Genomic DNA, 11789 nt, shown 5'->3' on the forward strand with positions numbered 1-11789 from the left:
AACCGGAGAAAAAACCGGTTTCTATTGTGGTGACGGATAAACCAAAGCCGAAAAAAGCAGCACCTTTATTGGCGATCCCGCCTGCGGTCAAAAAAGAGCCTGAACCAAAACCAAAACCGGCAAACCCGGATCTGGATGCGCTGCGCGAAAAGGTCAAAGCGAAATTCCGCGATCGGGCGTTTGAACAAGCCAAGGCCGAGGCAACGCCAAAGCCTGTGCAAGCCGAAGTTGCCCCCGCGCCGCAACCTATTGAGGTGCCAAAGGCCGAGGTTGCAGCCCCGGTCGTTGAAAAAGCGATAGAGCAGCCCGCGCCAATTGCAAAAATTGAACCGGTTTCTGTGCCTGCACCTGTGGCAAAGGCAGTCGAAGTAGAACCAGAAACACCTGCTGATGAGGCAACAGCGCGGGTTGTGCATCGGGCGGATTTGCTGTCGATTTATGCGTCATTGCGTGGGATCGAAGCGTCGGCGTCTGATATTGCGGAGTCGATGCTGGTCAATGCGCCGGATGATGTGTCGTCAAATGCGCTGGCGGCTGGGTTGCAAGCGGTTGGCGTGACGCCTGAAATTCACGAAAACGCTAAGCTTGATCCAGAGTCATGGCCGGGGTTGGCTTTGATGGTCAACGGTCAATGTGTTTTGGTGCTTGGACAGGTTGAAGACGTCTTAACCGTCTATGACCAAACCAATAGTGACAACCGAACCGAAGTTCCGGTCAGCGATTTTGCCCCGGTGTTTAGTGGCACAGTGATTGCGGCCAAAACCAATATTAGTCAGGTGGCGGAAAAGCACGTTCCTTTCTTGAACCGCAATCATTGGTTCTGGGGCGAATTCCCACGCTATAAACGCCATATCTCAGAAATCATGCTGGGATCGTTCATCGCGAACCTGTTGGCGGTTGCGGTGGCTTTGTTTTCTTTGCAGGTCTATGACCGGGTTATTCCACACCAATCCGAAGCAACGCTTTGGGTGTTGGCGATTGGTGCGTTCTTGGCCATCGGGCTTGAGGGGCTCCTGAAATTTGCGCGGTCGCGCCTGATGGATGGGGCGGGGCGGCAATTGGAATTGTCGGTTCAGCAACGGCTAATGCAGCGCATTTTGGGCATGCGGTCAGATCGCAAACCCATGCCACCATCGGGTCTGTTTGCGGTGATGCGCGAATTTGGGTCTGTCCGCGAATTCTTTACATCCTCAACGATTTCGACCATCGCGGATGTGCCTTATATTCTGGTGTTCTTGCTGCTGGTTTCGTCGATTGCGGGCAATCTGGTGTGGCTGTTGGTTCTTGGCGGTATCTTGATGGTGCTGCCGGGCTACTTCATGCAGAAAAAGATGATTGATCTGACGCGCCAAACCCAAGGCGCAAGCGCCAAAGCCGGGCGGTTGTTGCACGAAGTGATCATGGAACATGACACGGTAAAAACGCAACGCGGCGAAGAACGCATTGAACGCCTGTGGGAAGAGTTGAATGTTCTCGCCTCCCACACCTCAGCCGAGCAGCGCAAGTTATCGTCGATGCTGACCCTTTGGTCGCAGGGTGTGCAGCAGGCCACTTATGTAATGGCGGTGGTGATCGGGACGTATCTGGTGTTTGCGGGTGAATTTACCGTGGGCACAATTATCGCGACGGGCATTTTGACCAGTCGCACCTTGGCCCCGTTGACGCAATTGACCGGAACAATGGCCCGTTGGAGCAACGTTAAAAATGCGTTGGATGGGCTGGAGGCGATTGCCGAGGCTCCGCAAGAAAAAGAAGCAGACCGCACCTATCTGCGCCGCGAAAATTTTGATGGTGAATTTGAGCTGCGCGAAACAGAGTTTCGCTATGATGAGGATGGCGCGCCAACGCTTGAGTTGCCTGCAATTGCTATTCCGGCGGGTCAGAGTTTGGCCGTGCTTGGTGCCAATGGGTCTGGCAAATCAACGCTGCTGAAATTGCTATCCGGTCTTTATGGGCCGACCAAAGGTCGCGTGCTGATCGACGGTGTTGATATGCTGCAAATCGATCCCAAAGATTTACGCCGCGGGATCGGGTATTTGTCGCAAGACGTGCGCCTGTTTGCGGGATCGCTGCGCGAGAACCTGAACCTCAACCTGTTGGAACGCGACGACAAACGCCTGCTAGACGCACTGGATTTTGCCGGTTTAGGCCCGTTTGTGCGCGCCCACCATAAAGGGCTGGATCTGGAAATCCGCGACGGGGGCGATGGGCTTTCGATTGGGCAGCGTCAATCTATCGGTTGGGCGCGGCTTTGGTTGCAGGACCCAAAGATTGTGCTGTTGGATGAACCAACAGCGGCGTTGGATCAGGCGTTGGAAACTGCATTGGTTGCGCGTCTGGGTGAATGGCTAAAAGGGCGTACCTCGGTAATTGCGACGCACCGGATGCCGATTTTGGCGCTCACGGAACGCACGATGATTTTGCAGGCCGGACGTATGGTTGTGGATGGGCCGCGCGATCAGGTGATGGCGCATCTCGCGCAGACCGACGGGAAAAAGGGATAGCACAATGGCGATGATGGATGTTCCAATCGACAGCTCCCTCAAAGGGCCAAGCACAATTATCCGACTGTCTGCGGTTGCAGTTCTGGTGTTTATCATCTGGGCGGCCTTTGCATGGGTGGATGAAATCGTGCGTGCGGAGGGCGAGATCGTTTCGTCATCACGGTCACAAATCATTCAAAACCTCGAAGGTGGTATTCTTGCGGAATTGACGGTGCAGCAGGGCGATATTGTTGAGGCGGGTCAGGTTCTTGCGCGGTTGTATGGCACGCAGTTTCAGACGGCGGTGGATGATTTGCAGGATCAGATCGACACGTTGGAAATCAAACAATTGCGGCTTGAGGCGGAATTATCTGGCGCGTTTGATTTTGAAGCCCCGGATGCGTTGGCGGCCCGGTCGCCTGCGATTTATGCGTCTGAACGGACGTTGTTGAATGCGCGTCAAACCGATTACGCCAGCCGCCGCGATGGCGCGCGCGACATTCTGGACCAAACCCGCGAAGAGTTGCGGATGATGGAAGATATGTTTTCGCGCGAAATCGTGGCGCTGATCGAAGTCAACCGCGCACGCAAAGCGTTTAGCGATGCGGAAATCCGGTATAATGAACTTTCGACGCAATCAGAGCTGGACCGCGCGCAGGAATATTCGCAGGTGCTTCAGGATCTGACATCACTGCGGCAAAACTTGCGACTGGCCACGGACCAGTTGGAACGCACCGTTATCACCAGCCCATTGCGGGGGATCGTCAACAGCCTATCTGTCACGACGATTGGCGGCGTTGTGCGCCCGGGCGAGGAGATTTTTCAAATCACCCCCTTGGGCGAAGAACTGTTTGTTGAGGCCCGCGTGCGCCCGGAAAACATCGCAAGTGTTGAGGCCGGGCAAACGGCATCAATTAAACTGACAGCGTATGATTACACGATTTACGGTACGCTTCAGGGGACGGTTGATTTTATTTCGGCAGACACGTTTGAAGATGAACGCAACCCAAATGCTGAGCCCTATTATCGGGTGACGGTGCGCGTGGATACCTCTGCGTTTACGCAGCGCCAGCAGGAAATCGAAATCCGCCCTGGTATGCGCGCACAGGTCGAACTGCAAACCGGGTCCAAAACCGTTTTGCAGTATCTTCTGAAACCGCTTTATAAATCACAAGAAGCCTTTCGCGAGCCGTAAGGCCGTTTGAAAGGATAAGATATGAAAATGGGTTCATGCCTTTGCGGGGCTGTACGGTTTTCGGTCGCGGGTGATCTCTCTGATCCAAGTGCGTGCCATTGCACCAACTGTCGTAAGCATACGGGGCATTTTGAAGTGTCCACTGATGTCGCGCGCTCTGCCTTGACGATTGAGGGGGCGGAAGCGCTAAGCTGGTATCACTCTTCCGAAAGGGTACGGCGCGGCTTTTGTTCGACCTGTGGATCAACGTTGTTTTTCGACCCGCCGCACCTAGACTGGATTGGCATTTCGATGGGCGCGTTTGATACCCCAACCAAGACCAAGCTAAAGATGCATATCTTTGTGGCGAACAAAGATGATTATTACGACATCACCGATGGCTTGCCGCAAAATCAGCAGTGATCAAAATAAAAAAGGCCAATGTCCATTTCTGAACATTGGCCTTTGACGGAGAAAACGGGGTGGGGGTTAGCCCGCTTCTCTGAGCATTTGAGTCAATTGACCCTCTAGTGTTGTACCAATTGAAACCGCGCGATTGTTGACTTCGGCTTTGGCGGAAATCACGGATACCAATCTCGGGCGGGCCCCTGCGCTGAACAGAAACACAGGGGCACCTGAGGCGCCAAATTCAACCTCGCATGACATCACAAGCGTATCGTGACGGCTGGCTAAAATTTGGCATGGCTGCTGGATGCTGGCAGACTCCGAGCGGCCTTGGGCGTAGGAAATAACACCGAGCCGATCCCCGGCGTTGGGGCGGGTGTCGGTGAGGAAGGGTTCGATTGTTCCGTGATCAATCGGTGAACGCAAACGCAGCACCGCGAGATCATTCCCGATCTGAGATTCACCACGGGTGCGGTGGTCATAGTCGGGGTGAATGACGGCGGCAAGAATTCCGCGGGTCGCAATGGCGCGGCCATTGTGAAGCCCAGCCTGAAATTCGATCTGTGTCGGGTCAACACGTCGGCCGGTGCGCTGATTGTACATACAATGCGCGGCGGTCAGAACAATGTCTGTGGCAATCAATGTGCCGGTACACATACTGTTTCCGGCAATGTTCAGTCGGCCGACGGCCCCCCAGCGATCAGACTGAGTGACGGTTGACGGTTGGCTTTGGGCTACGGCGTTGGTGCCGAAGCAAAGCGCTATGATAAATAATATAACTCGCATGTTTCCTCCATCGGTCTGATCAGTGTTCGATGAAAGGTGAGGCCGAAATGCGGCAAAAAACTGCGACGTTAAGGCAATCGTAAGGGTTGTTCGTGTCCTTAGAAAATGCGCCTTATTTTATTGGGGTATCGTGCCGGTGAAAAAAATCAGAGCAATTAAGATTTGTTGTTTTTGGTGGGAAAACCGTCACTGAATCAATCTTGATTGGGGCAGGCTACGCGACGAATGAGACCTGTTTCAGGGGAAAGAACGGATTCGTTTCCCCATTTGATTAATCATCTGAAGATCGTGTCTTTGGGATGATTCCGGTGTCTTGTTCGATGGAAATGCGCACCTATATAAACAGCGATAGATATAGAAGGATGAGAAAACATATGCAGTGCCCGTTAGACGGAACGCAATTGGTCATGTCTGACCGAAATGGTGTTGAAATCGATTATTGCCCACAATGCCGCGGTGTTTGGCTTGATCGCGGTGAGTTGGATAAAATCATCGAACGCAGCGTTGTCCAACAGGCACCAGCGGCCTCTAAGTATGATGCGCCGCGCGACGACCGCTATAGGGACGATGATCGCCCCCGTAAAAAGAAAAAGCGTGAGAGCTTTTTAAGCGAGCTTTTCGACTTCTAAATCGAAGCCTGTTTGCCCGGCTGATTTACGGCCGGGCCACAAATGATCTATGTGGTTTCGAGAGAGACCCACAGCACCATGGCGTCTTCTTCGCTGATTGAGATACAGCCGTGCCCCATGCCACTGTCATAATATACTGAATCCCCGGCGCTAAGATTAAGTGGGCGATAGTGTTCTGTATAAAGTGTGACATCGCCACTGAGGACAAACATGAATTCCTCGCCACGGTGACGAATCCAATCCCCAAATTCCGAAATGTCGCGTGCTTTGATCTGGCTGATGTAAGGCACCATGCTTTTACTGGTTAACTCGGTGCAGAGCAATTCATGCGAATAGGTTTGCGTGGATTTGCGTTCACCTTGCCCATTGCGCGTGACATCACGGCGTCCCGAGATATCTGATTTCCCAGATTGTAAGAACAGATTAGGTGTCTCAAGCTGGAGCGCCTCTGTCAGTCTTCGGATGATATCGAAGCTTGGTTTTGTCTGGTTGTTTTCGATTTTTGAGAGGGTCGAGCGGCCGATTCCTGCACGCTGTCCTGTTTCCTCTAGTGTCCATCCCTGACGCTTTCGCGCCTCGCGCACCATCTGTCCTAGTTCGGCCAAATCCGGTGCGGCCTTGGAAATTTCTGCGCCGAGCGCTTCGTCCTCGGGATGTTCAATGATCATTTTTCGTTCGCTTTCTGTTGGTTAGCACAATCTAGTGCATTCTCAAATTTCAGTCAAATTTCCTTGATGTTTGTTTTTGTTGCTATGGATGGAAAATTCCACTAAAGGAAACACAGAGGAAACTTAATGGCGATTCCAGTTGAAATAGCGTCGCAATAGGGAGAAATCCGATGGCTGAATATGATCTCGTAGTGATTGGCGGTGGTCCGGGCGGATATGTTGCGTCAATTCGTGCTGCGCAGTTGGGTCTAAAAGTGGCCTGCGTGGAAGGGCGAGGGGCCTTAGGGGGCACTTGTCTGAACGTTGGTTGTATTCCGTCAAAGGCTTTGCTGACGTCTTCGGCTAAATTCGCGGAGCTTTCTCATCTGGCGGGGCACGGGATTTCTGTTGATGGTGTTTGGCTTGATGTGAGCGGCATGATGGGCCGTAAGGAAAAGATCGTTGCCGATCTGACCAAAGGCATCGAATTTCTCTTTAAGAAAAATGGCGTTGAGTATGTGCAGGGCTGGGGGTCTATCCCGGCTGCTGGCACTGTTTCCGTCAAAACTGAAGATGGTGATTTATCATTATCTGCAAAAAACATTCTTGTTGCCACCGGTTCTGAACCAACGCCGCTCCCTGGTGTGGTGACGGACGAGGTGGACGTGCTGAGCAGCACCGGCGCTTTGTCTTTGGAAGAGGTTCCAAAGCGCATGGTGGTGATCGGCGCCGGCGTGATTGGGCTTGAGTTAGGCCAAGTCTGGTCACGCCTTGGCGCCCAAGTGACCGTGGTTGAATATCTGGATCGTATCCTACCGGGGATGGACGGCGAGATCGCAAAACTATCACAACGTGCGCTGAGCAAACGCGGTTTGAAGTTTTCTTTGGGGCGCAAAGTTCTGGGCGTTGAAAAAGGCGAAGATGGTCTAACACTGGCACTTGAACGTGTTGGCAAAGATAAAAAAGAAGAATTGGTTGCGGACAAAGTTTTGGTCGCGATTGGGCGTCGCCCGGTGATCAATGGTCTTGGGCTTGAGGCGCTTGGCGTGAACGTCAATGGTCGCGGGTTTATCGAAGTTGACGAAAACTTCCAAACTTCCGTTGCTGGCGTTTATGCGATTGGCGACTGTATCCCCGGCCCGATGCTTGCGCACAAAGCAGAAGAAGACGGCGTTGCCTGTGTTGAAACCTTAGCGGGTGAACACGGCCATGTTGATTATAACACTGTGCCGGGTGTGGTTTACACAGACCCCGAAGTTGCCTCTGTCGGTTTACCAGAAGAGGCACTGAAAGAAAGCGGTGTGGATTACATCGTCGGTAAATTCAGCTTTATGGCGAATTCCCGCGCGCGTTCTATTGGCGAAACCGATGGGATGGTCAAAGTTCTGGCAGACCCTTCTGGCAAGATCTTAGGCGCGCATATTGTTGGGGCTCATGGTGGTGATTTGATCGCTGAACTGGTTCTGGCGATGGTCAAAGGCGCCACTGTTGAAGAGGTCGCACGCACATGCCACGCCCACCCTGCAATGGGCGAAGCGGTGAAAGAAGCCTGTCTTGATGCGCTCAACCGCGCGATCCACGCGTAAGGGGTTGCCAGATATGACCATCCAGCTGCGTCCACGCCACCCGGAAAAAGCCCACAAGGCCGACACTGCGATCCCGCGCAAACCGAGCTGGATTCGACTGAAAAAGATTGAATCAAACGAATACTATGAAACCCGCCGCATCATGCGTGACAATAATCTGTCTACTGTATGCGAAGAGGCAGCCTGCCCAAACATTGGTGAATGTTGGTCTAAGCGTCACGCGACTATGATGATCATGGGCGAAACCTGTACGCGGGGTTGTACGTTTTGCAATGTTTCAACGGGTAAACCGGATGCTCTGGATGCGTTTGAACCGGGTCGGGTTGCGGCTGCGGTCAAAAAGCTGGGATTGCGTCACGTTGTGATCACATCAGTGGACCGTGATGACTTGGCGGATGGCGGTGCGGATCATATCGCGCAAACCATTCGCGCTGTGCGCCACCAAACACCTGACACCACGATTGAGGTTCTGACGCCGGATTTTCTGGGCAAAGGGGACGCCGGCCAAATCGTTTATGACGCTGCACCGGATGTGTTCAATCACAATCTTGAAACTGTGCCGCGTCTTTATACGACGGTGCGTCCGGGTGCGCGTTACTATCAATCGTTGCGCTTATTGGATGATGCAAAGCGCGCCAATCCTGAAATTTTTACGAAATCCGGTCTCATGGTTGGGCTTGGTGAAAGTTTGGAAGAGGTCAAACAGGTCATGGATGATCTGCGCGCCGCCAATGTCGATTTTCTAACAGTTGGGCAATATCTGCAGCCCACCGCAAAACACCACGCTATTGATCGTTTTTGGACCCCTGAGGAGTTTGAAAAGCTTGAGATAGCAGCCCGCGCTAAGGGATTTTTAGGCGTGTCAGCAACACCGCTTACGCGGTCTTCTTTTCACGCGGATGAGGATTTCGCAGCGTTGAAAGACGCGCGGAAAAAGGCGTTGTCCAATAGGGCAGCAAACGAACTGACGATCTAATCGGAAAACGCAAACAGGGAGGGAAACCATGGAAGCGCTTACCAATCTAGTAGGGCAGATTAACTCAATCGTGTGGGGACCAGTGATGCTGGTTCTTATTCTCGGTGTGGGGTTTTTCCTACAAGCTGGGCTGAAATTTATGCCTATCATGAAATTGGGAACGGGCTTTAGCCTGCTCTTTAAAGGTCGCGAAGATAGCGGCGAAGGCCAAATCAGCCCGTTCAACGCGCTGATGACATCATTGTCCGCGACCATCGGTACCGGTAACATTGCTGGTGTTGCAACGGCTGTATTCCTAGGTGGCCCTGGTGCGCTGTTCTGGATGTGGATGACCGCGCTTGTCGGTATGGCAACCAAATATGCTGAGGCTGTTCTTGCGGTGAAATACCGTGAACAAGATGAATTGGGCAACTTTGTTGGTGGCCCGATGTACTACATCAAAAACGGTCTGTCTTCTGGTTGGTACTGGTTGGCACCTGCGTTTGCTTTGTTTGGCGCGATTGCGGCATTCGGCATCGGCAACGGCGTTCAGGCGAACGGTGTTGCTGCGGTTATCAACTCTAACTTTGGTGTTCCAACAGCCGTAACCGGTATCGTTCTGATGGTTCTCACAGCAGGCGTTATTCTGGGTGGCATCAGCCGCATCGGTTCTGTCGCTGGTAAATTGGTTCCGTTCATGGCGGTTGCTTATATTATCGCAGGCCTTTTGGTTCTTTTGATCAATATCGGTTCTGTTGGTTCTGCGCTTAGCCTTGTGTTCACACATGCATTCACACCATCCGCTGCTGAAGGCGGCTTTGCTGGTGCGGCTGTTTGGGCTGCGATCCGTTTCGGTGTGGCACGTGGTGTGTTCTCAAACGAGGCTGGTCTGGGTTCAGCGCCTATCGCGCACGCAGCAGCATCGACTGCTGGTCCGGTCAACCAAGGTTTGATCGCGATGTTGGGTACCTTCATTGATACCATCATCGTTTGTTCGATCACTGGTCTTGCGATCATCGCCTCTGGTGCTTGGACATCGGGTGAATCTGGTGCTGCTTTGACATCACTTGCGTTTGAAATGTCTCTGCCGGGTATCGGTGGGTACATCATCGCAATTTCACTGTCGATCTTTGCCTTCACCACTATTTTGGGTTGGTCTTTCTACGGCGAAAAATGCGTAGGCTTCTTCTTTGGTGCGAAAGCGCTGATGCCTTACCGCGTCTTGTGGGTTGTTGCGATTTACTTCGGTGCGACAGCTGATCTCGGCTTTATCTGGCTCTTGGCCGATACGCTGAACGCTATGATGGCGATCCCGAACTTGATCGCTTTGGCTCTGCTTAGCCCGATCGTCTTTAAACTGACACGCGAATTCTTTGCGTCCGGCGGTAAGTCTGAATCTGGAACACCAGCAGAATAATAAGAACAACGGAGGCCCGTTTATTCGGGCCTCCACTCCAGAAATTCAATGTCTCAGGAGATGACAGATGGCGACTAAAATTTTGTTCCCCGTAGATCATAGTGACGCCCAATCGTGGAAAAAGGCACTGCCCGTCGCATTGGAGCAGGCCAAGTTTTACGGCGCGGAGCTACACGCGGTTTCGGTCATTCCCGAGATCATCCAATTGCCAAACCTGCCTGCCAATTATGGTGCTGGTGCCAAGGAACATGTTGCAGAGAAAATCCGCGCGATCCTTGCAGATGGTGGTGCAAATGACGTGCCTGTTCATATCGAAGAAGGTAGCGTTTATCGCGAAATTCTAAAGCTCGCCCACAAAGACGGTTATGATTTGATCGTTATGGCATCGGCCAAGGGTGACTTCCCAAACTACGAAATCGGTCCGAACCTTGCCCGCGTTGTCAGAAATGCGCATTGTACGGTTATGGTTGTACGCGACTGAATTAAGAAAGGTATGTCAACAATGACAGATACTCCTAAACATACACCTCTCTACGATTTACACGTAGAGTTGGGTGGCAAGATGGTCGATTTTGCAGGCTGGATGATGCCGGTGAACTACCCACTTGGTATTATGGGTGAACATGCCCAATGTCGTGAACGCGCAGCTTTGTTTGACGTGTCTCATATGGGGCAAGTGATCTTGCGTGGCGAAAATGTGGCTCAGAAACTTGAGGCATTGGTGCCATCTGCGATGACAACCGTGAAAGAGGGCAAAGCGCGTTACACGTTCTTTACCAACGAAAACGGCGGCATCATGGATGACTTGATCGTTTCAAACGCGGGTGATCATCTGTTCGTGGTTGTGAATGCCTCCATGCGTCATCAGGATATTCCGCATATGCGCGATAATCTTGAAGGCGTCGAAGTTACCGAAATCTTTGATCGTGCGTTGATTGCGGTTCAAGGCCCCAAAGCCGAAGGCGTTGTGGCAGCACTTTGCCCGGCTGTGGCGGACATGACATTCATGCAAACCATGGTGGGTGACATCTTGGGTGCGGAATGCCGGATTTCACGTCTGGGCTACACTGGCGAAGATGGTTATGAAATTTCCATCCCAGAAGACCGCGCCGTTGAAATCACCAAAGCGTTCCTTGCGCATGAAGACTGCGAAGCAGCCGGTTTGGGTGCACGCGACAGTCTGCGCCTAGAGGCTGGCCTGTGTTTGTATGGCAACGATATCGACAATGACACAAGCCCGGTTGAGGCGTCATTGGTTTGGGCCATGCAGAAAAGCCGTCGTGAAAACGGTGGGTTCCCGGGTGCGGCACGCATCCAAAAAGAACTGGCCGAGGGTGCGTCACGCAAACTTGTTGGGATCAAACCATCTGGTCGTGCACCTGCGCGTTCAGGCGTTGAAATCCAATGTTCCAATGGCAACACTATCGGTGCGATCACGTCTGGCGGCTTTGGCCCGACAGTGGGCGGCCCGGTTGCAATGGGCTATGTGAGCGCGGGTCATGGTGAACCGGGCGAGCAAATCAATCTTATCATTCGCGGCAAGGCCCAGCCTGCCGAAATCGTATCGCTGCCCTTCGTGCAGCAAAACTACAAGCGTTGAGCTAGGGAGATATAGTAATGGGAATCTATTATTCAGAGGATCATGAGTGGGTTTCAGTTGAGGGTGATATTGCGACGGTTGGAATTACGGCGCATGCGGCTGAGCAA

General features: G+C 52.6%; 11 protein-coding genes and 1 pseudogene. 10 read left to right on the forward strand and 2 right to left on the reverse strand.

All coding sequences use genetic code 11. The features are described from left to right. Nucleotides 1–248 precede the first annotated feature (248 nt). From G9C99_RS16260 to G9C99_RS16270, 3 genes are read left to right on the forward strand one after another with little or no spacing between them, the layout of a single operon-like run. Nucleotides 249–2504, forward strand: coding sequence for an ATP-binding cassette domain-containing protein (locus G9C99_RS16260; RefSeq protein WP_407926026.1), 2256 nt, complete (start codon nucleotides 249–251; stop codon nucleotides 2502–2504). Nucleotides 2505–2508: 4 nt separating this feature from the next. Beyond that, nucleotides 2509–3678, forward strand: coding sequence for an HlyD family type I secretion periplasmic adaptor subunit (locus G9C99_RS16265; RefSeq protein WP_166418579.1), 1170 nt, complete (start codon nucleotides 2509–2511; stop codon nucleotides 3676–3678). Nucleotides 3679–3699: 21 nt separating this feature from the next. Further along, nucleotides 3700–4080 (forward strand): GFA family protein, encoded by a 381-nt coding sequence (locus G9C99_RS16270; protein WP_166418580.1) that lies wholly within the window; start codon nucleotides 3700–3702, stop codon nucleotides 4078–4080. A gap of 66 nt (nucleotides 4081–4146) precedes the next feature. Here the strand turns inward: G9C99_RS16270 and G9C99_RS16275 are convergent, their stop codons facing one another. Further along, nucleotides 4147–4848 (reverse strand): trypsin-like serine peptidase, encoded by a 702-nt coding sequence (locus G9C99_RS16275; protein ID WP_166418581.1) that lies wholly within the window; start codon nucleotides 4846–4848, stop codon nucleotides 4147–4149. A gap of 374 nt (nucleotides 4849–5222) precedes the next feature. On the opposite strand from G9C99_RS16275, the gene G9C99_RS16280 reads away from it, so the two are divergent. Next, entirely contained in the window at nucleotides 5223–5477 is a 255-nt protein-coding gene (locus G9C99_RS16280; protein ID WP_166418598.1) for a TFIIB-type zinc ribbon-containing protein, read from the forward strand. A gap of 47 nt (nucleotides 5478–5524) precedes the next feature. On the opposite strand, the gene G9C99_RS16285 is transcribed toward G9C99_RS16280, so the two are convergent. After that, a complete protein-coding gene (locus tag G9C99_RS16285; protein WP_166418582.1) occupies nucleotides 5525–6145 on the reverse strand; it encodes a helix-turn-helix domain-containing protein in 621 nt (206 codons plus the stop codon). A gap of 170 nt (nucleotides 6146–6315) precedes the next feature. On the opposite strand from G9C99_RS16285, the gene lpdA reads away from it, so the two are divergent. The 6 genes and pseudogenes from lpdA to G9C99_RS16315 all read left to right on the forward strand — a co-directional run. After that, a complete protein-coding gene (gene lpdA, locus G9C99_RS16290; RefSeq protein ID WP_166418583.1) occupies nucleotides 6316–7710 on the forward strand; it encodes a dihydrolipoyl dehydrogenase in 1395 nt (464 codons plus the stop codon). A 13-nt stretch (nucleotides 7711–7723) separates the two neighbouring features. Then, nucleotides 7724–8686 carry a lipoyl synthase gene (lipA, locus tag G9C99_RS16295; RefSeq protein ID WP_166418584.1) on the forward strand — a complete coding sequence of 321 codons (963 nt, stop codon included), beginning with the start codon at nucleotides 7724–7726 and terminating at the stop codon, nucleotides 8684–8686. Nucleotides 8687–8714: 28 nt separating this feature from the next. Beyond that, a complete protein-coding gene (locus G9C99_RS16300) occupies nucleotides 8715–10082 on the forward strand; it encodes an alanine/glycine:cation symporter family protein (protein ID WP_166418585.1) in 1368 nt (455 codons plus the stop codon). A 67-nt stretch (nucleotides 10083–10149) separates the two neighbouring features. Beyond that, complete coding sequence (locus G9C99_RS16305) at nucleotides 10150–10563, forward strand: universal stress protein (RefSeq protein ID WP_166418586.1); 414 nt, start codon at nucleotides 10150–10152, stop codon at nucleotides 10561–10563. Nucleotides 10564–10584: 21 nt separating this feature from the next. Next, nucleotides 10585–11682 carry a glycine cleavage system aminomethyltransferase GcvT gene (gene gcvT / locus G9C99_RS16310; RefSeq protein WP_166418587.1) on the forward strand — a complete coding sequence of 366 codons (1098 nt, stop codon included), beginning with the start codon at nucleotides 10585–10587 and terminating at the stop codon, nucleotides 11680–11682. A gap of 17 nt (nucleotides 11683–11699) precedes the next feature. Then, nucleotides 11700–11789: pseudogene (locus tag G9C99_RS16315) on the forward strand (glycine cleavage system protein H); the annotation flags it as partial.

Source organism: Cochlodiniinecator piscidefendens, from assembly GCF_011326755.1.
Classification (GTDB): domain Bacteria; phylum Pseudomonadota; class Alphaproteobacteria; order Rhodobacterales; family Rhodobacteraceae; genus Cochlodiniinecator; species Cochlodiniinecator piscidefendens.